This is a genomic window from Desulfobacula sp. (genome assembly GCF_014237455.1).
Classification (GTDB): domain Bacteria; phylum Desulfobacterota; class Desulfobacteria; order Desulfobacterales; family Desulfobacteraceae; genus Desulfobacula.
The window spans coordinates 14,499-34,468 of record NZ_JABZFL010000023.1; the positions used below are offsets into that span (position 1 = coordinate 14,499).

The 19,970-nt window shown below is 42.7% G+C and carries 17 protein-coding genes and 1 tRNA gene; 14 read left to right on the top strand and 4 right to left on the bottom strand.

The window, feature by feature from the left end; translation table 11 throughout:
- Positions 1–30: 30 nt before the first annotated feature.
- The 4 genes from acsC to HGJ91_RS03540 form a co-directional block, all read right to left on the bottom strand.
- The gene (gene acsC / locus HGJ91_RS03525; RefSeq protein WP_291346316.1) at positions 31–1,371 is read right to left on the bottom strand and encodes an acetyl-CoA decarbonylase/synthase complex subunit gamma; all 1,341 of its coding nucleotides are present in this window, start codon (positions 1,369–1,371) and stop codon (positions 31–33) included.
- 93 nt (positions 1,372–1,464) lie between these two features.
- Positions 1,465–3,675 (bottom strand): acetyl-CoA decarbonylase/synthase complex subunit alpha/beta, encoded by a 2,211-nt coding sequence (gene acsB / locus HGJ91_RS03530; protein WP_291346317.1) that lies wholly within the window; start codon positions 3,673–3,675, stop codon positions 1,465–1,467.
- Positions 3,676–3,743: 68 nt separating this feature from the next.
- Positions 3,744–5,756: an anaerobic carbon-monoxide dehydrogenase catalytic subunit gene (gene cooS / locus HGJ91_RS03535; protein WP_291346318.1), complete on the bottom strand. Its 2,013-nt coding sequence runs from the start codon at positions 5,754–5,756 to the stop codon at positions 3,744–3,746.
- Between the two features lie 131 nt (positions 5,757–5,887).
- Positions 5,888–7,420, bottom strand: coding sequence for an acetyl-CoA decarbonylase/synthase complex subunit delta (locus tag HGJ91_RS03540; protein ID WP_291346319.1), 1,533 nt, complete (start codon positions 7,418–7,420; stop codon positions 5,888–5,890).
- A gap of 489 nt (positions 7,421–7,909) precedes the next feature.
- Here HGJ91_RS03540 and HGJ91_RS03545 point away from each other — a divergent pair, with 489 nt between their 5' ends.
- From HGJ91_RS03545 to HGJ91_RS03610, 14 genes are all read left to right on the top strand, one after another.
- On the top strand, positions 7,910–9,685 hold the full coding sequence (locus tag HGJ91_RS03545) for a formate--tetrahydrofolate ligase (protein ID WP_291346320.1): 1,776 nt from the start codon (positions 7,910–7,912) through the stop codon (positions 9,683–9,685).
- 127 nt (positions 9,686–9,812) lie between these two features.
- Positions 9,813–10,700, top strand: a complete 888-nt coding sequence (folD, locus tag HGJ91_RS03550; RefSeq protein WP_291346321.1) for a bifunctional methylenetetrahydrofolate dehydrogenase/methenyltetrahydrofolate cyclohydrolase FolD — start codon at positions 9,813–9,815, stop codon at positions 10,698–10,700.
- Between the two features lie 351 nt (positions 10,701–11,051).
- Positions 11,052–11,378, top strand: a complete 327-nt coding sequence (locus HGJ91_RS03555) for an antibiotic biosynthesis monooxygenase (protein ID WP_291346322.1) — start codon at positions 11,052–11,054, stop codon at positions 11,376–11,378.
- 199 nt (positions 11,379–11,577) lie between these two features.
- A complete protein-coding gene (locus tag HGJ91_RS03560) occupies positions 11,578–13,704 on the top strand; it encodes an acetate--CoA ligase family protein (RefSeq protein WP_291346323.1) in 2,127 nt (708 codons plus the stop codon).
- Positions 13,705–13,733: 29 nt separating this feature from the next.
- A complete protein-coding gene (locus HGJ91_RS03565; protein ID WP_291346324.1) occupies positions 13,734–14,273 on the top strand; it encodes a 4'-phosphopantetheinyl transferase superfamily protein in 540 nt (179 codons plus the stop codon).
- Positions 14,274–14,297: 24 nt separating this feature from the next.
- Positions 14,298–14,600, top strand: a complete 303-nt coding sequence (locus HGJ91_RS03570) for a DUF1844 domain-containing protein (protein WP_291346325.1) — start codon at positions 14,298–14,300, stop codon at positions 14,598–14,600.
- Positions 14,597–15,475, top strand: a complete 879-nt coding sequence (gene ispE / locus HGJ91_RS03575; RefSeq protein ID WP_291346326.1) for a 4-(cytidine 5'-diphospho)-2-C-methyl-D-erythritol kinase — start codon at positions 14,597–14,599, stop codon at positions 15,473–15,475. Before HGJ91_RS03570 ends, ispE begins: the two co-directional genes overlap by 4 nt.
- Positions 15,476–15,495: 20 nt before the next feature.
- A tRNA-Gln gene (locus HGJ91_RS03580) sits at positions 15,496–15,570 on the top strand.
- 32 nt (positions 15,571–15,602) lie between these two features.
- Positions 15,603–16,541, top strand: a complete 939-nt coding sequence (locus HGJ91_RS03585) for a ribose-phosphate pyrophosphokinase (protein ID WP_291346327.1) — start codon at positions 15,603–15,605, stop codon at positions 16,539–16,541.
- A 57-nt stretch (positions 16,542–16,598) separates the two neighbouring features.
- Positions 16,599–17,252: a 50S ribosomal protein L25/general stress protein Ctc gene (locus HGJ91_RS03590; protein WP_291346328.1), complete on the top strand. Its 654-nt coding sequence runs from the start codon at positions 16,599–16,601 to the stop codon at positions 17,250–17,252.
- Positions 17,253–17,263: 11 nt separating this feature from the next.
- On the top strand, positions 17,264–17,845 hold the full coding sequence (gene pth / locus HGJ91_RS03595) for an aminoacyl-tRNA hydrolase (protein WP_291346329.1): 582 nt from the start codon (positions 17,264–17,266) through the stop codon (positions 17,843–17,845).
- 218 nt (positions 17,846–18,063) lie between these two features.
- Entirely contained in the window at positions 18,064–18,588 is a 525-nt protein-coding gene (locus HGJ91_RS03600) for a CarD family transcriptional regulator (RefSeq protein WP_291346330.1), read from the top strand.
- Between the two features lie 69 nt (positions 18,589–18,657).
- The gene (locus HGJ91_RS03605; RefSeq protein WP_291346331.1) at positions 18,658–19,587 is read left to right on the top strand and encodes an RluA family pseudouridine synthase; all 930 of its coding nucleotides are present in this window, start codon (positions 18,658–18,660) and stop codon (positions 19,585–19,587) included.
- A 14-nt stretch (positions 19,588–19,601) separates the two neighbouring features.
- Positions 19,602–19,886, top strand: coding sequence for a hypothetical protein (locus tag HGJ91_RS03610; RefSeq protein WP_291346332.1), 285 nt, complete (start codon positions 19,602–19,604; stop codon positions 19,884–19,886).
- Positions 19,887–19,970 lie beyond the last annotated feature (84 nt).

A 19,970-nucleotide genomic window follows, 5' to 3' on the forward strand; every position in this document is an offset into this window, starting at 1 on the left:
GGCAGTAAAACAGCCCCGGCTTAAAATTATTTATTGGGTTTTCAGGAATGCCGGCAGATGGGCGGCTTCCCTTGGTCCAACCGTAATGGTCCAGCCGGGAAGTTCTTCTTCGACATCACCTGCAATGGCAGCAGCATAACCTGGAATAATGAGGGTATTATGTTTTACCTTATCCATTATTCCGCTCTTTTTAACAAACATTCCCACATCATCGCCGCCAAATTTACCGGCAGCCCAGGCAGTCAGAACGGAAAGGCCCTCAGAGTCTTTGACCAACAACCATGCAGGCACTCTACTGGCTTCAATTTCACCGGAAACAATAAAGTAGGTCAATGCAAAGTTAGTGGTTACAAGAACCGGAGAATTTTCATCCGGGTTGCCAATTTCAAAAATACCTTCTGTTACCGTCATAGGTCTCTGGGGATCAGTATAGATATTGAGTCTTTCAAGCAGAAGCGGGAAGAGAGATTCAGTCGCAAAATCAGACATAACAACTATGCCGCCGTATTTGGCAACAAACATGCTGGCAATAAGGGTTTCCATATCAAGGTTGGACGCCATTTCGCACGGAAAGGTAATAGTGGGAAATCCTAAAGCCTTGTTGGATGCTTTAAGGGCAGCACGTCGGATGGCAACCTGATCTTCAAGGGCCTGTTTGATTTCCCTTGAGCCCGGATCAAGAACAAGATCTTTGAGTCCCATGCCGGTGAGTTTTTCCGTCAACGCCTGGAGCGCATCCACAGAATCGGCTTTAACAGCCAGGGGCAGATCATTATCTTTAGCCAGAGCGCCCATGTCATCCGCGTTGTCAGCTGTAGCAGCATAGAGCAGCGGACGTTTGAAACCGGCGGCTTCGATACCCGCTTTCATGACATCAAGGTCCTGGGTCATCAAGACCAGATTAAACTCAGATTCTTTGGCGATTTTACCTGCAACGGCGGCAAATCCATCGGCACCGTTTCCGGCATCTTTGACTACCAGAAGTTCAGGTCTTAAATTTAAGCCCACCCGCTCATACTGGAAGGCGTTGTAGACTTTAAGGGCTTTATCAAGTTCTGCAGTATCAATGTCTGAAGAGACAGTCGCTGCAAGAACGGTTGGGTTAAAAAATGTTTTTTCGTGTCTGTAAAGAACGGTTTCTCCACCTGTTGTGGTTTTACGTACACCTTTCCCCAGAGCAACAGGACGGATAGGCGGTGCTGATGCTTCTGCCAGCTGCTCTTTTGCTTCGTCGGAAACATAAGGGCACGCATCCAGTTCCGCCTTTCCGGATGCAAGATTCATTGCAAAGGCAAGGCAGGTTGGAACCCCGCACTCCTTACAATTTGTCTTGGGCAGGAGTTTGAATATCTGTATACCGGTTAATGCCATTTTCTTCTCCTTAAGTTTTAAAAACTTTATGGTAAAGGTCCGGCAGTATGAATTCTGGTGTGATACCTGCCGGACCTTTTGTTTTACTGATTATTAAACAAGTGATTCCATATCAAGCGCAGGATGACCTTTTTCCTTGAGGAAGGGCATGATGTCCTCTTCGGTGATACCCACAGTTTCATCTGCGATCATGTCATAGAGTCCCGGAACACCCATTGCCTCTCCGCGGGCGACAATTCTGTCTTTGAGCTCTTCTTTGAGCTGCTTTGGCATCCAGACCATTCTCAAGAGTCCGCCGTCACCCAAAATGAATTTACCCTGGGTAATGTTGAACTTGGAATGACCCACAAATCCCGGAGAAGAAGCACCACCGCCCATAACGCCGGCAAGTGTGGTAAACTTCATGCCGCAGGGTGTTTCACCTGCATAATCACGGCCAACAGTCATAACACCGTTACAGCCCGGCAGCATGGCAGCAATACATTCGCAGCAGCCGCAGGTTGTCATGGGATCAATGACCATTGAGTAGAAGTTGTAATGGGTAACAGCGCCCCTGGAGGCTTTGTATACAAAGTCATTAACGCCTTTCCACTGACCCAGTTTCGGATCAACACACTCCCCTTTTTCAATGGGCTGGTTGGGACCTGTGGGATTAATTTCAAAGGAAGCTTTACAGTCCATCCAGTTGTACGCACCGCAAAGCCCTGTTCTTTCAGGACTTACAGAGCACACATGGTTGGGCGCAAAAGACTGACACAGTGTGCAGGAATAATAAGTTTCAACATCTTCATCTACCATATTATCAACACGGGAATCACGTTTTTGATATTCAGCCCTTGCAGTTTTGGTCAGTTTGTCAACATCTGCTTTTTTGGTGTAAAGGGTAATCTGAACCTTATCAACAATATTACCAAAATCCTGATGGAATTTTGCATGGAGAACCGTACCGATTTCTTTCAGGCTAAAGCCTTTTTCAATGGCGGCTTTACTGATCCTGATCCAGGAAATATCCCGTTGTCCAATATGCATAACACTCTGGATATAGTTAACAAGATGATGGATCTGTCTTTCTATAATCGGTTCAAAATCTTCCTGGAATTCACGGCCGGCTATCTGTACAAAGATACCCAGCGGGAAGGTTCCGCCTTCTTTGATGCTATCAAGATCAGGACCTTCAAGGATGACCTTTCCATCTTCAATAGCACCTATGTCAGCCATTTTTACAAGCTCGGTGCATTGGGTTTTTCCACCGCCGCACTGGGCATGTAAATCCGCACCCCTTACACGCTCACCCTCGTAAGCAGGACCGAATGAACATGAGATATCAACCTCGGAAACAAGGGTTTTAAGTCCACGGACTTCAACTGACTTTGCGCAGATGTCTTTATGGGCAACAGGAGAGACAACATGCTCATATGTACAAATACCAGTAGGAAGTATTTCAGTAATATCTGTATCGGCTATGGTTGGAAAACCCCAGTTTACACAGCCTGCAGCAGCAACGCCCCATTCGGTTCCAACTTCGCCCAGAGCATTGACAAAGGCAAACACTCTTTCTTTATTGTACATGAGAATTTTTTTATAATCACCAGGCTGAACACCTCCGAAAGCCATGGCGACCCTGTTTGCAAAACCTGCTGCAAATACTGCGGATGAGATATCCGGGCCGAAACATGCGATTCGTGTACTCCAGCCAACCTGCACTCCGGCTTCAATAAGCTGCTCAACAACGGTGGTACCATTATGGTTTGCAGCCAGGAACATGTAAAGACCTCTTTGCTGATAATCTTCAATGATCATTTTGGCGGTTTCAACATCAGGTGCAGAGCCTACTATTGCTGCAAAACCGGGAGCGGTACCGTCAACAAATTCCACGCCTCTTTTCCTGAAGATGGTATCATCTGCAGCACCGGTCCATATTTTTCCGTTTCCAATATCCGGATCTTCTGCGTGAAGATAAAAATCCGGCTCATTCAAATATCTGAGTGCCTCGATAACTTCAAAGGATATAATTCCTGCCATTCCAGCGTCCAGAAGGGGACCCAGGAACGGAAGCCAGTTTTTGTTTTTAATGTGAGGGGGAAGAAGTCCCCGGGCAATATCTAAGGGTTCCTGCAAATCTTCAAGGGTTTCAACCTTGATGCCGAAAAGTGAATATATTACCGGCAGAAAATATCCGGTGTTGGGAAACCCGACTTTGGTATCCGCATTATAGGTTGCAAGAGCTTTCTGATATGCTCCTTCTGCCTGTGAAACAACTTTATAACCACCCTGGATGGCAGCAAATGCTATTAATCTTGACATTTTGTTCCTCCTTCGTTGAGGATTTTATATTTTATAATAATTTTACAATACATAACTTTGGATTAACCTTATAGAGCCTGTCGTGCAGCAAAATCCATCATAACCCTGTCTCTTGCCTTATCGATACCAAGCTCTTTTCGCTTTTTATCGATATGGGCAATCATGAGATGGGCATGTTTAATAGGATCCTGTTCAGCACCCCACATACCGCCGTAAAGCTCTTCAAACTCTTTACAGATATAATCATTGAATACTGGAGCACCCGTTGTGGGCAGGTTGCTGAAAACTGTATAAACACCGGATGAGACAAAATAATGACCAATACTTATGGCCTTTTCACTCATCCATTCAGGAGCACTTCCTGCTGCAGGCAGATCAGAAATGTCATTTCCAAGCCCTCCGGCCTTAACAACTTCTGTTGCTGCCAGAAGTATCCGGCTGTTGTCAACACAGGAACCTAAGTGAAGAATGGGAGGAATACCAACTGTTTCGCAAACCTCTGCAAGACCGGCACCAGCATGCGTTGCAGCGGCTTCAGGCATAAGAAGACCTTCCATGGCACAGGCAATTGCCGTACATCCGGTTGTAAGGACAATCACATCGTTTTTGATCAGTTCTTTACATATGGCGATATGATCACGATTATGTTTAGTCCTTGCGTTATTACATCCAACTACACCTGCAACACCTCTGATACGTCCATTAATTATGTTGTCATTGAGTGTATAGTAAGTACCGCGGAAGGAACCACCAAGGTGATATTCTGTGGATTCAACAGCAAAGCCTGCCACGAGTGGTGCTTTGTGCTGGGGAATCATAACTTCTGAACCGCGGTTTTCATAATTATCAATGGCCATTTTAACAATTCGTTCAGCATCTTCAATTGCGTGATGCTCATCAAATTCAATATGGATAACATTTTCCTGCTCCATCTTGGCAATCGGATGGGTTGTAATCAGTTTTGTGTGGAAACATTTTGCAACATTTGCAATGTTCTGCATGATACACTGAATATCCACAACCATGGCATCGACTGCGCCGGTTATGATAGCAAGTTCCTGCTGTAAAAATGTTCCGCATAATGGTACGCCATGGCGCTGAAGCATTTCATTGGCAGTACAACAGATTCCTGAGAGCTGGATACCTGCTGCACCTTTTTTATTGGCATAATCAAGCATCTCTTGTTTCTGTGCAACAGCTATAATCATTTCTGATAAAACAGGCTCATGTCCGTGAATAACGATATTGACATGATCTTCTTTCATGACGCCAAGGTTGGCCTCAGACTGGACCGGATAAGGTGTTCCAAAGAGAATATCCTGAAGATCGGTGGCCAGCATGGAGCCGCCCCATCCGTCTGCAATAGCTGCACGTGTACCTTGCTTCATCAGGTTTTTATAATCCTGGTCAACGCCCATATGGGTGCGGTGCATGATCTCAACAATTTCTCTGTCGATATTTCTTGGGATCACGCCCATTTTTTTCCAGAGTTCATAGCGGGCTTCGGGCGCTTTCTTTACGCTCAGGACTTCTCCTTCAGCCTTGCCCCATTCGCCTAATGCAACCTCTGCGGTTTCAAGTGCGACTTCATCAAGGTCTCTGTCAAGTTCTTCTCCATCCACTTCAACAGTGGTGGCAACGCCAAGATATTTGGCAACCTCAATAAGTTTATCAAAATCTTTAATCTGATAAGCTTCTGTTTCTTTTCGAGCCGCAGATAAAAAGACTTCTGCTACACAGCGGCCATGATCAGAGTGGGCGGCTGCACCGCCGGCGATCATTCTGATAAAGTTCCTTGCTGCGATGGTGTTGGCTGTGGCGCCGCAAAGGCCTTTTCTTGTGTCTTCTCCTTCAATCCCTGCTTTGGGGAGAGGGAGACGGCAGGGGCCCATGGAACAGTTTTTACAGCATGTGCCCTGTACGCCTATGGCACATTGCTTCATTGTAAGGGCTCTGTCAAAAATTGTTTCAATCCCGAGTTCATGGGATCGGGCTATCATCTCCTGTGATGCCACATCTATGGAAGATGCAATCGGATCAGCAAGTTTTGGAGCTTTCACTTTTTTCTTTTCTTCTGCCATTAGAGGTTCCTCCTCATATTATTATGTTACTAAGTTCATAATTTAAACTACAATTAATTTTTAAAAAGCGTTCATATCTTCAAACCTGATTTTGTATTTATTAACACCGGATTTGAAGAATTTCAGCTGCATTATCTTCTTATTTTCTTAAATTTAGACAGGCCGGATTTCTGGGTTTTGGCTGCTGTCATTGTCACCTTTTTATCCTCGGGTGTGCTAGCTTTTGCCGCTCTTTCTTCCTGTTCTTTTGCTCTTTTTTGTCTTATGGCATCTTCTTCAGCTTCACGTTTGGCAGCTTCTTCAGCTTTAGCCTTGGCTTCTGCATCCGCTTTTGCTTTGACTTCAGCCTCGGCCTTTGCTTTAGCATCTGCTTCAGCTTTAGCCTTGGCTTCTGCATCCGCTTTTGCTTTGACTTCTGCATCTACTTTAGCTTTTGCTTCGGCCGCAGCCTTTGCTTTTGCTACAGCTTCAGGATCTACAGCAGGTGCAGCAGCAGCTTCTTCTTTAGGAGCAGCAGCGGCTTTCGCCTCTTCCTTTTTAGGAGCCGGTGCTGCAGCAGCTTTAGGAGCTGCTTCCTTGGCAGGAGCAGCCTTTTTAGCAGGGGCTGCTTTCTTTTTCTCTTCTTCGATGGTCAGGTCAACATCAGGAGCTATAGCAGCAAAATCAATCTCCACATCGTCCAGGCGTTTTTCAATGGCTGGAACATCCATGGCAGAACCGCCGTCAGAGATAAGATCGATAAATGCCTTTGCAAGCTTAATGGATTCGGGATGACGCATCATCAGTATGCTGGAACCTGAAAGCAGGTATGATACCGCCCCAACGGCTTCCATGAGGACAGCTCTTCTTTCAGGGTCACCCAGTTCGGGTGCGTCTTCTACGGTCTGTTTGGCTTCTTTGCATTTCCAGACTTCATTTCCCAGGTTATTGATCATGGGGTTCTGGAGTTTGTCATCGCCCTGGGTCATAGCTGCCTGGGACAGACGTTCCATTACAGAATAGGAATACTCAAGTCCATATCCCAGTCCACCGGTGGTGGGGTCGACAATAACATTGTCAAGTTTAACACCCAGGTTTTCAAGAAGAATGTTGACCTGTTTGGCAAGGTTGACATCAATGGGAGAAGAAGAGATGAGGGTGTGGCCATATCCCATGGCAGCCGCACCGATACCTTTGTAGTTTTTTTCTTCAACCGGGCCAAGAATCAGGTTTTCACCTTCACATACTTCACAAATCTTTTTCAAGACTTCTTCATCCTTGGCAGGAACTGCACACCCCCAGATAATCAGGGGGACATTGATTGCGCCCTGAACACTTTTTACTGTTGCAGCGGCATCGTCAGCGCCGGCATCCTTGTCATTGGGGTCAATGCTTTTCAACTGCAGAACAATGGCTTGTGCACCATACTCGTCCACACATTTTTTGGCCCATGCAGCAGGATCAGACACAACGTCTTTAAATGGTGCAAGGGCTGCTTCCGGCCAGTCTTCGGGTTCCATATCCCAGATTTCCATCGCAATGATGGGTTTGTTGGGCATGTCACCTTCAAACTGGTAAAAAGGATAACTGGTTTGTCCGCCGACGGTAAGGGCATTGTCACCTTTTCCTATGGTGATGCCTTTGATACTGCCGGCATAGGTTTCTTTGGTTATTTCAAATCCCACTTTTTCCTCCTAAGTTTAAAGATAGTTATGAGTTGGGGGGGGTTAAGATTAAACTGACTGGACATTACTAAAAAAGGACACATAGACAATGGAATAGCTAAATCAAACTCAGAGAATACTAAATTGATATATCTTCCCATTCAGGTGCCCTTTATCATTTCTTAATTTGTTGATAACAGGATATGACTTATAATTTGTACGGTTTTTTGTCAATAGACGAGTAAATTTAATGATTTTGTGGCTCGGTCGCCAAAACCCCCAGTATAACTAAGATTTCTTGAAGACCACCTACAATGTGGTATATCTCTGAATAGAATTTAATTAATAAATTCAAGTTGTATGGCCGAAAAAAGTTGATTTTTTATTTTTTATTTAATAGGTAGATTATGCAATTAGAATTTTTATGACCAAAAATGTATATATTGGTTTCATCAGTACTTTATTTTTAACGACTCATTTTTCGAGTCAACAGCAATTAAGGAGTAAATCATGGCGTTAGATCCAACCAAACACCTAGACTGGGAAATTGCAGAAGACGCAGAAAAAACAATGCTTACAATCTATGAAATCGGTGAAAAACTGGGGCTTACTAAAGAAGAACTTCTTCCCCAGGGTCACTATATTGCTAAAATAGATTTTAGAGCAGTGCTTGACCGCCTTAAAGATAAACCAGATGGCAAATACATTAATGTGACCGCCATCACACCAACACCCCTTGGTGAAGGTAAATCGACATGCGCAATGGGACTTGTCCAGGGTCTCGGAAAAATTGGCAAAAATGTATGTGCAGCGATTCGTCAGCCGTCCGGCGGACCAACAATGAATATCAAGGGGTCTGCCGCAGGCGGTGGCCTGGCACAATGTATCCCTCTAACACCTTTTTCTCTTGGGTTCACAGGAGATATCAATGCCATCATGAATGCCCACAACCTGGCAATGGTTGCGTTGACTTCCCGTCTACAGCATGAAAGAAACTATACAGACGAGCAGCTTGACAGACTGTCCGGTATGAAAAGGCTGGATATTGATCCCACAAAAGTGGAAATGGGATGGATAATGGATTTTTGCGTCCAGGCGTTAAGAAATATCATTATCGGTATTGACGGTGTGAACGGCAAAGCTGACGGTTTCATGATGAAATCAAAATTCGGTATTGCCGTATCTTCAGAAGTTATGGCCATCCTTGCCGTTGCAACAGACCTGAAAGACATGCGTGAAAGAATGGGCAAGATTGTTGTGGCCTACACTAAAAAGGGCAAACCCGTTACCACTGAAGACCTTCAGGTAGCAGGCGCCATGACCGCATGGATGGTGGATGCGCTTAATCCATCTTTAATACAGAGCCTTGAAGGACAGCCCGTTATCGTTCATGCGGGTCCTTTTGCCAATATCGCCATCGGTCAGAGCTCCATTATTGCAGACAGAGTTGGTCTTAAACTGGCTGATTACCATGTAACCGAATCCGGATTTGGTGCAGATATTGGGTTTGAAAAATTCTGGAACCTCAAGTGCCGTTTCTCAGGCCTGAAACCCAATTGTGCCGTTGTTGTGGCAACCATAAGGGCACTTAAATGCCATGGTGGCGCACCGGTTCCTGTGCCTGGCAAACCCATGCCTGAAGAGTATGGGTCTGAAAATGTTGAATGGGTTGCAAATGGTTGTGGCAATCTTATCCATCATATTAAAAACGTCAGAAAGGCAGGTATCGCACCTGTTGTTTGTATCAATGCATTCTATACCGATACAGATAACGAGATCGAAAAAGTTCGTGAGCTTTGTGAAGCTGAAGGCGCAAGAGTCGCTCTTTCCCGTCATTGGGAACATGGTGGTGATGGTGCCATTGAGTTTGCAGAAGCTGTTGTTGCGGCTTGTGAAGAAAAATCCGAATTTAAATTTCTTTATGATCTTGACATGCCTATTAAAGAGAGAATTGAACTTATTGCTAAGGAAGTTTATGGCGCCGATGGTGTTGATTATTCCAACGAAGCAAATGTTGCTATTACAAGAATTCAGGCTGACCCGGAACTTGCAAAAATGGGTATGTGTATGGTTAAAACTCATCTTTCTCTTTCTGACAACCCTGCTCTTAAAGGAGTTCCAACAGGCTGGAGATTGGCCATAAGAGAAGTCCTTACCTATGGCGGCGCAGGTTTTATTGTTCCTGTTGCAGGCGCCATCAGCCTGATGCCGGGCACGGGTTCAAACCCTGCTTTTAAACGGGTTGATGTGGATGTGGAAACGGGTAAAGTACAGGGTGTATTCTAACAAGTTTCAAAGATTGTTTAATTTTTGAAACTTTTAATGCCGGGCTTAAATAAATTTGTTATTTAAGCCCGGCTAGTATTCAAAAAATTGCCGTTTCCGGTTAAATTTTTTATATGGAGGTTTATAAATGACTGCTGAAATTATTAGCGGAACTGAAATACGAAAGGCGATCCTCGCAGAAGTCAAAGAGGAAGTCGATCAGATGAAAGAAAAACATGGCAAGGTGCCGGGTCTTGTAACAATCCTTGTGGGTTCAAGCCCTGCATCCATCAGCTATGTTACACTTAAGGTCAAAACAGCCATCAGTCTTGGGTTTCATGAAATACAGGACGACCAGCCGGAAGATCTTTCAGAAGCAGATCTTCTAGGTTTGATTGATAAATATAATAATGATCCCGATATCCATGGTATTCTGGTTCAGTTGCCTTTACCCAAACACATAGATGACAAGAAGGTGTTGACTGCCATCAATCCGGATAAGGATGTGGATGCTTTTCATCCGGTTAACGTTGGGCGGCTTATGATCGGTGGTGACGAAGCAAGATTCCATCCCTGCACCCCGGCCGGTATTCAGGAGATGATCATAAGATCAGGCACTGAAACCTCAGGTGCGGAAGTCGTTGTTGTGGGAAGATCCAATATTGTGGGAAAACCCATTGCAATGATGATGGCACAAAAAGGTGAAGGTGCCAACAGCACCGTAACAATAGTTCATACACGGACCAAAGATCTTGCGTTTCATTGTAAACGTGCGGATATCCTGATCGTTGCTGCCGGTGTTCCTGATCTTGTAAAACCCGAATGGATTAAACCGGGATCAACCGTTATTGATGTTGGTGTGAACAGGGTGGGCATGAATGAGAAAACAGGAAAGGCGATCCTAAAAGGCGATGTAGATTTTGAAGCAGCCAAAGAGATTGCAGGAAAAATTACACCTGTTCCGGGCGGCGTAGGACCCATGACCATTGCTATGCTCATGAAAAATACTCTTAGATCAGCAAAATTAAGTCTTTAATATTGTTTGAACAGTAATATATAAACAATAAGAACAGACAGCCAATTGCCGGGATCAACAACTATTGATCCCGGCTTTTTTTTGGCTTTTTTTGGAATGGTGAGGCAAGTATTCACCCCCCTTAAACTCAGGTCTGACTTTCTCTTTTTCATCAGATAATTATCTTCATGGAAGTTTGATTACAGATTGACAACAAATCAGACAAATTGATAAGGTGAAAAATATTATATCATCCAAATTGAAACTAAATTGTCCATTTCTTCACCTTCAGTATCTTTCGATTGTTTATGCTGTAGCCTGTATCAATACTTTTTTGTCAAACAATCATTGTTTTAAAAAAAGGAGTACATTATGGCAGTTTCCATTATTATCAGACGATCCGTAAAGGATGAGACTATGGCAGGCCGATTAGCCCCTTTGATCGTGCAACTCAGATCCCGAGCAACAGCTCAGCCTGGTTTTCTGACTGATCAAACCTTCAGTTGTTTAGACTGTGAAGGGGAGTATCTAATCATCAGCACTTGGAATTCCCTTGAAGACTGGAACAAATGGATATACAGCGAGGAACGCATGGCCATTCAGCGCCAGGTGGATGAATTGCTGGGGGAAAAAACCCTTTACCGGTATTATGAAGCTGTTGTGGGCGGCATTCCCCCACGATTTAACTCAGATAGCTGAACACAGAACCATTGTCAATGAAATTGAGTAAATCATTATATCTTTTGTCCTATTGCACTATCAGAAAAAGAATATAGAAAAAAGATGGGGCATCTTAAAACCTTTATTCCAAATGATCTTCAACAGAGTCAGCACCAAATTTTTTGATATATCTTAAATGAAAGATATAAAATTATCTTGAATATATAAAGGGGGAGGAATGGATAGGCTGGATGCGATATTTGCACCTGAAACCATAGCCGTTATAGGGGCATCAACTCAAAAAGGAAAGGTGGGGCATGATATTTTTGCCAATATCTTATCCGGAGGATATACGGGAACCCTCTATCCGGTTAATCCAAAAGCAAAATCCGTATCAAGTGTCAAGTGCTACACCAGTATAAAAAATATTCCTGATCCCATTGATCTGGGTATGATTATTCTTCCCCCAAAAGCTGCTTTGCAGGCAGTAGAAGATTGTATTGCAAAGGGTGTCAAAGGGATAGTGATTGTCTCTGCCGGTTTTAAAGAGGTGGGCGGCGAAGGGGCTCGGATTGAAAAAGAAATCAAGACCTTGTGCGCCAATGCTAACGTACGGCTGGTGGGCCCGAATTGCCTGGGAGTGATTAATCCATCTGAAAAAGTATCGTTGAATGCTTCCTTTTCAGCACGAATGCCCGCTGCCGGAAATGTGTCTTTTATTTCTCAAAGTGGAGCACTTTGTACGGCTGTGCTTGATTATGCAGCAGACAAAGGGTTTGGTTTCTCAAAATTTATTTCAATCGGAAACAAGGCAGATGTGGATGAACTGGATTTATTAAGGTATTATCACAATGATCCTGATACAGATGTGGTCATGATATATATGGAAGAGCTTTCACGGAGCGCAGAAGAATTTATATCAGAAGTCAGAGAGATGACTTCAGGAACCAACCCCACCCATGTGATTGCCATAAAATCAGGCTCTTCAGATGCCGGTGCAAAGGCTGCCGCTTCTCATACAGGAGCCCTTGCAGGCTCTGATGCTTTGTATGATGCGATTTTTACCATGTCCGGTATTTTAAGGTGTGTCTCGGTTAATCAATTATTTGATTATGCCCAGGCATTTGCTGCCAACAAATATCCCACAGGGGATAAGATTGCCATTATTACAAATGCAGGCGGACCTGGTATTATTGCAACTGATATGAGTGAACAATCCGGGTTGAAACTTGCCCAATTTTCAGAAGAGACCATTAAAGAATTAAAAAAACACTTGCCGGCTACAGCTAATTTCCATAACCCTGTGGATGTGATCGGAGATGCAGCCAGGGACCGTTATGAAAACACATTGACCACTGTGTTGGCTGACCGTGGAGTAGATGCCGTTTTGATTATTTTAACGCCGCAATCAATGACCGATGCCATTGGCACGGCCGAAGCCATTGTCAATATTGCCAGGAATAGTATAAAACCAATTGTCTGCTCGTTTATGGGGGTTGTGGATGTGTCAGACGGTGTGAATCTTTTACAGAAGCATAAAATACCCGTCTATCAGTTTCCGGAAAGTGCTGCCAGATCCTTAGGCGCTCTGAGACAAGGAATGAAATGGCTTTTCAGGAAAATTTTGCCGCAGTTTAGATTGGAGTATGACACGGCTAAGGCAAAAAAGATTATTGATAGATATTTAAAAGAAGGCAGACTGGTTCTGGGTGAACTGGATGGAAATGAAATCCTTAGATGCTATGGATTTAATACCCTTCCCATGGCCTTGTCTAAAGATAAGACAGAGGCCTGCAAAATTGCAGACGAGATTGGATACCCGGTTGTCATGAAGATTGTCTCTCCTGATATCCTGCATAAGACCGATGCCGGCGGCGTTGTTGTGGGGCTTGAGGATGGTAAAAGTGTAGAAGAAGCGTTTGAAATAATCATGGAGAAAGCCAAAGCCTATAGCCCTGATGCACACCTTGAGGGTGTCCTGATTCAGAAACTGGCACCAAAGGGGAAGGAAGTGATACTTGGATTGTCAAAGGATCCGGTTTTCGGGCATGCCGTCATGTTTGGACTGGGTGGTATATTTGTTGAGGTCTATAAAGATGTTGCCTTTAGATTATCCCCCATGGGCCGGAACGTGGCAAGAAGAATGATTAAAAGCATCAAAGGCTATCCGATTTTTAAAGGAATGCGGGGAGAGAAACCCTCAGACATTGAAATTGTAGAAAAACATATTGTTTCATTAAAGGCCATGGCAGATAATCATCCCATGATAAAAGAGCTGGATATTAATCCCCTGTTTGTACACGAACAAGGAGAAGGTGCAACCGTCGCAGATATTATTATTCAACTGGAAAAAAAGGAGAGCTGATTATTTTTTTATATCCGGTTATAACAAAGGTGCCTGAAACGATTAAAATCTTGAAAGGAAAAAAGAAAGTTGTCGCCTTAAGTCAGTTTGCCAGAGAAAGCGCAAGGGTTTCCGCCTTGAAAGCAAAGCTTCATGTGGACATATTTGAAAAAGACACCTTGGGTGTCCCCAGGTTGTCAAATGGGCTCTGCTGGTCTGTAAGCCATAAACCCGATTTTGTGGCAGGAGTCGTTTCAAAAGAAAAGATTGGGATCGACCTGGAGAGGATTAAAGATATTTCTGATGCGTTGTTTGAAAGAATTATTGAACCGGAAGAGGAACGCCATTTCAGGCATCAGGGTAAAAGTACAATTTTTTTTAGAGTATTTACAGCAAAAGAAGCGGTATTAAAAAAAACAAGAGATGGAATACGGGGGCTGCCAAAAGTAAAAATAAAAGAGGTTGTTGATGAAAAAAATTTAGTTGTTCAGTATATAGATAAAAAATATTTAGTTGAAAATTTTTATTTTGATGGATACCTTGCATCGGTGACAAAAGATCACTTTAATGTTCAATGGACATTAGAATAAGAAATTTATTCAAGGAGAAAGAAAATGGCCAAAGGAAACGGTTTTACGATGAGTGAGGGTCCGAAAGATGCCAAAACCCCGTTACCCAAAATTGATTTTTCAAGTTTTATTTTGTCCTTATATTCATCAGGGCTGGTTCAACTTGGAAAAGTTGAAGATCCTTCGACAGGGAAAAAATCCATTAATCTCGGCCTTGCAAAGGACAGCATAGATATGATTGCCATGCTGGAAGAAAAAACCCGGGGCAATTTGACCGAAGAAGAAGAAAGTCTGCTCAAAGCATTGCTCAGTGAAATCAGGATGGCATTTGTTGAGGCAAAAGCTTGATAAGAAAGGTTAAATCATTTGCAAAGATAAATTTGTTCTTATATGTCACATCCAGACGAAAGGACGGATATCATAACCTTTATTCTTTAATGACACAGATAGATCTGTGTGATGATATTTATCTTGATTTTTCAAAAAAAGAATTGTCAATTGTATGTGACCATCCATATGTGCCGGAAGATGATTCAAATCTTGCCTATAAAGCAGCGGTATTGTTTTATCATTCTTTGAAAACAAACGGCTGTGAAGAAAAAAAAAGTCTTTCCATTGACATCACAAAAAGAATTACTCCCGGCGGGGGACTGGGCGGTGGAAGCAGTAACGCAGCCTCGGTTCTAATCGCTTTAAACAATCATTATAACAAACCATTTTCAAAAGCAGAACTGATGAAAATGGGATTGACCCTTGGCGCAGATGTTCCTTTCTTTATTTTTGGAAGCCCGGCAATTACTAAAGGCATTGGAGAAAGGCTTGAAAAAGCGCCAAACCTGAGGCCATATCATCTTGTTTTGTGTGATCCGGGGATTGTTGCATCAACAGCAAAAGTATATAAAAACATTGATTTTAGATTGACATTAAACCAAAAATATAATATGAAGACTGGTTTGAATGTACCGTTGCGGGGACAGAAATTTGATGTAAGGGATCAGATGCACAATGATCTTGAAGAATTGGCGTGCAGGCTCTATCCTGAGATCAAAGAAACAAAAGAAGAGATGGAGTTGTTGCTGAAAAGAAGAGTGGTTATGACGGGAAGCGGCTCATCTCTTTTTGCTCTTTTTTCAACCCGGGAAAATGCAGACAAGGGCTATGAAAGGCTCGCAAAACAGTGGGCCAAGAGCAAAAGAAACGTATTTCTCTCTTCGTTTAACTAAAACTGTGAGTTTAATTGTACTGGGGCGTCGTCAAGTGGCAAGACACAGGGTTTTGATCCCTGCATTCAGAGGTTCGAATCCTCTCGCCCCAGCCATATTTTAATAATTTTAAAAAAAGAGATTTGATATGAATGGCTTGTCAATTTTTGCGGGTAATTCGAATCCCGTCCTTGCAGATAGGATTTCGGAATATCTTGCAAAACCGTTGGGAAGATTGAAAGTCGACCGTTTCAGTGATGGGGAGACCCAGGTTGAAATTCAGGAGAATGTCAGGAAACAGGAAATTTTTGTGATTCAATCCACCTGTAATCCGGTGAATGACAATCTTGTTGAGTTGTTGCTTTTGATTGATGCTTTTAAGCGGTCTTCTGCCAGTAGAATTACCGCCGTTATTCCTTATTTTGGATATTCACGACAGGACAAGAAAGTATCACCCAGGGTTCCCATCAGTGCTAAATTAATCGCAGACCTCCTTGAAAACACGGGTGTTCACAGGGTGATTACAATGGATCTGCATGCTGGCCAAATTCAGGGATTTTTTAATTGCCCGGTGGATAACCTGTATGCTGCCCCGATCATAATTGATGATATTAAAACTCGTTATCCTGAAAATTTGGTTGTTGTCTCACCCGATGCCGGTGGTGTTGAAAGGGCAAGGGCATATGCCAAGCGTTTGAATGCCAGTCTTGCCATTATTGATAAAAGAAGAAGCGCACCCAATAAGGCAAAAGCCATGGCTATCATCGGTGATGTTCAGGATAAAATAGCGATCATCCTTGATGATATGGTTGATACGGCAGGGACATTGACAGAGGCCGCAACCGTTATCGTTGACAAGGGCGCAAAAGCGGTTCATGCGTATTGTACGCATCCCGTGCTTTCAGGGCCGGCCATTGGCCGAATAAATAAATCATCTTTAAATTCTCTTGTTGTGACAGATACCATCCCTCTGTCAGAACAAGCAAAACTATGCGACAAGATTGAGACGCTATCCATTGCCAAACTGGTTGGTGAGGCGATTATGCGTAGTTACAGGGGCGATTCTGTAAACTCTCTATTTGTATAAAATAATTGATATATTAGTTTTTAAGCATGCATGCATGCAGTTACGGAGGAAAGAACTTTGGAATTAATCGAATTAAACGCAAAATTAAGAGACACCAGGGGCAAAGGCGCAGCCAGAAAATTAAGAAGAAGCGATGCCATACCTGCGATTGTCTACGGAGCAAAAACAGATCCTGTAATGCTCTCCATTAAAACCATCAATTTTATTCAAATCATCAGGAAACATGGCTCAACCGGCCTTTTTTTCAATCTTAAGATTGAAGGGGATTCCGGGAAAGAAAAAACGGTCATGCTGAAGGATATGCAGATGGACACCTTTGGTTTGAATTATCTTCATGTTGATTTGCATGAGATTGACATGGATAAAAAGGTTACCATCTCTATCCCGGTCGAAACCATTGGTGAAAGTCCAGGCGTCAAAGAGGGCGGCCTTCTTCAGATTATCAGACGGGAACTTGATGTGGTCTGTAAGCCGGTTGATACACCAACCAACATTCAGATTGATATTGCAGGTCTTGACGTTGGTGATTCAGTTCATGTTGAGGATATTGATCTGGATGAAAATGTTGAAATTCCCCATGAAGTTAACTTTACAATAATAACAATTGTAGCGCCGACTGTTGAAGAGGAAGAAATTGAAGAAGAAGATGAATTCATGGAAGAGGGAGAAGCTGAAGCTGCTCCTGCTGATGAAGAGACTTCCGAAGAGTAATCCCCTTGTAGATGTCGGATTCGAAATTTAAAATTATTGCGGGTCTGGGTAATCCAGGTAAGAATTATGCCCGGACCCGTCATAATATCGGATTTTTAGTCGTTGAAGCACTGGCTGCAAAATCCCGTCTTACAATTGACAAATCTCGTTTTGATTCTAAGTATGTGAAAGCAAAAATTAAAGGCAAAGACGTTTTTCTTGTAAAGCCTTTAACCTATATGAACAAAAGCGGGTTTCCTATCCATAAATTTGCCTCATATTATAAAGTCGGTATGGAAGATATCATTATTGTTCATGATGATATAGATCTTTCTTTCGGGAAAATTAAAATTGTTAAAAGCCGTGGACATGGCGGACATAACGGGGTGCGATCCATTATGGATGCTTTCGGTAAAAAGGATTGCGTCCGGATTCGAGTAGGGGTCGGCCATCCCGGATCAATAGAGGATGTAACAGGGCATGTCCTGGGGCATTTTTCTCCTGAGGAGATAAAAATACTGGATCATTGTATCGACACCGCAAGGGATGCCTGCCTTTATATTCTTGAAAATGGCGTGACCTCTGCCATGAATTTAATTAATACTAAGCGCTAAGCGGTCATTTATTTATTCCAAATAGTATTGACCATCTGGGGTCAACCATAGAAAATACATTTGCACTGACAGAAAATGGTGTTGAAAAGCTCAGTAATTTCAGGGAAGATATTATGTATGCTTCAGCTTTCATAAAATTATTTCATTGACAATATTGTTAAAATATGGTTCTCTACTTAGATTGGGCTAATTGTTTTTAAAAAAAGGTGGGGTATCAAATGGGTGAAAAAACCAAGGTAAGAGAAGTAACATCAACCAAAAAAGAATTTTCCAAAGGTGATCTGGCTGTTTATCCTGCGCACGGTGTTGGCTACATCGAGTCAATTGAAAGCAAGGAGATAAATGGTGACACCATGAATTTTTACATGATGAAGATCGTGGAAAATGGTATGGTGATCATGATTCCGACTTCAAACGTGGAATCAGTGGGCTTAAGAGATGTCATCCCTGAAACTGAGGTCGCTGAAGTCTACAAGGTTATGCAGGAAAAAGCTCAAGGTGCTGATAATCAGACCTGGAATCGCAGATACAGGGAATATATGGATAAAATTAAAACCGGTTCCATTTATGATGTTGCTGAAGTTTTCAGAGATCTTTTCCAGTTAAAGCTTGAAAAAGATCTTTCCTTTGGTGAGCGAAAGCTTCTTGATACCGCCCAGAATTTATTGGTTCAAGAGCTGTCTACCGCTAAGGATATTGACGAAAAAGCAATGATGCAGGAGATTGAGAGTCTTTTCAACTAACCCCCTTATATTATCAAGCAAATTTGAAAACCGGCGGGCAAAATAAATAGTTCGCCGGTTTTTTAGTTCATGAAAGTAAATATTAATATAGATGATGATCAAAAAGATACCCGCCTTGATACGGTTATTTCCAGCTTTTATAAAGCCTGTTCCAGAAGCAGGGCCGCTATTCTGATAAATAACAGCGATATCCTTGTCAATCATAAAAAAAAGAAACCAGGGTTCAGGGTAAAGTCAGGTGATATCATTACCGGGATTATGCCTGATGCAGATATTGATACTGTAGTTTTACCTGAAAATATTTATTTGGACATTGAATTTGAAGATGATCATATTATTGTCATCAATAAAAAGCCGGGAATGGTGGTCCATCCTGCACCGGGAAATCTTTCCGGAACTCTTGTGAACGCACTATTGTTTCATGAACCTAAAATAAAAGAGGTTGGAGAAGATCGATTCAGATCCGGTATTGTTCACAGGCTGGATAAAGATACCAGCGGATTAATGGTAGTTGCTAAAACTAAAGAGGCGTTACCTTTTCTGCAGAAAGAATTCAAACAGCGGCGTGTGGAAAAAAAGTATCTGGCCCTGGTTTCCGGAAATTTTCCTGATGATCAGGGAGAAATCAATCTTCCCATTGGCCGGCATCCGGTGAAAAGAAAAATAATGGCTATAAACCATGAAGACGGGAAACCCGCCAGAACATGCTGGAAAGTCAAAAAGCACTTTAAAGCAGCCTGCCTGATTGAGGCGCTTTTAAAAACCGGAAGAACCCATCAAATCAGGGTGCATTTTTATGCTATTGACCACCCGTTGATTGGAGACCGGATATATCAGCCCAGAAGATACCGCAAAAAAAAGAGTATAGCCCCCAGGCAAATGCTTCACTCCTGGCAACTTGCTTTCAGGCATCCTTATTCAGGGAGAAAAATGTTTTTCAAAGCAGAACTGCCTGAAGATTTTTTGCAGACAGAATCGCAGCTTGAATCGCTTTTATGAGTAAAAGGTAAAATATGTCGAAAAATTATGACCCCAAAATGCATTCAGCCGAACATCTGCTGAACCAGGCAATGGTTCGTAAATTTGGATGTAGCAGATGTTTCAGTGCACATATCAATAAAAAGAAATCCAAATGCGATTATAATTTTGACAGCCCTTTGACTAAGCTTCAGATCAATGAATTGCAGGATAAGGTGAACCACCAGATAGAAAAAGATCTTCCCGTGATAATTGATATGGTACCCAAAGAGGATGCTCAAAAACAATTAAACCCCAGCGTTGCAAAAAAGATAAAATGAAGTTCTTAGTTTTTAAGCCGCTTTTTGCAACGAGTCCATAAAATGTAGTAAATCTTTTTTCACAGCCTGGTTTGAACTCATTGT

Coding starts and splice junctions, on each gene's coding strand:
- HGJ91_RS03610 (WP_291346332.1), top strand. CDS start 19,602: ATGTCGAAAAATTATGACCCCAAAATGCATTCAGCCGAACATCTGCTG.
- HGJ91_RS03560 (WP_291346323.1), top strand. CDS start 11,578: ATGGATAGGCTGGATGCGATATTTGCACCTGAAACCATAGCCGTTATA.
- HGJ91_RS03585 (WP_291346327.1), top strand. CDS start 15,603: ATGAATGGCTTGTCAATTTTTGCGGGTAATTCGAATCCCGTCCTTGCA.
- HGJ91_RS03605 (WP_291346331.1), top strand. CDS start 18,658: ATGAAAGTAAATATTAATATAGATGATGATCAAAAAGATACCCGCCTT.
- acsB (WP_291346317.1), bottom strand. CDS start 3,675: ATGTCAAGATTAATAGCATTTGCTGCCATCCAGGGTGGTTATAAAGTT.
- HGJ91_RS03555 (WP_291346322.1), top strand. CDS start 11,052: ATGGCAGTTTCCATTATTATCAGACGATCCGTAAAGGATGAGACTATG.
- pth (WP_291346329.1), top strand. CDS start 17,264: ATGTCGGATTCGAAATTTAAAATTATTGCGGGTCTGGGTAATCCAGGT.
- HGJ91_RS03545 (WP_291346320.1), top strand. CDS start 7,910: ATGGCGTTAGATCCAACCAAACACCTAGACTGGGAAATTGCAGAAGAC.
- HGJ91_RS03600 (WP_291346330.1), top strand. CDS start 18,064: ATGGGTGAAAAAACCAAGGTAAGAGAAGTAACATCAACCAAAAAAGAA.
- folD (WP_291346321.1), top strand. CDS start 9,813: ATGACTGCTGAAATTATTAGCGGAACTGAAATACGAAAGGCGATCCTC.
- acsC (WP_291346316.1), bottom strand. CDS start 1,371: ATGGCATTAACCGGTATACAGATATTCAAACTCCTGCCCAAGACAAAT.
- cooS (WP_291346318.1), bottom strand. CDS start 5,756: ATGGCAGAAGAAAAGAAAAAAGTGAAAGCTCCAAAACTTGCTGATCCG.
- HGJ91_RS03570 (WP_291346325.1), top strand. CDS start 14,298: ATGGCCAAAGGAAACGGTTTTACGATGAGTGAGGGTCCGAAAGATGCC.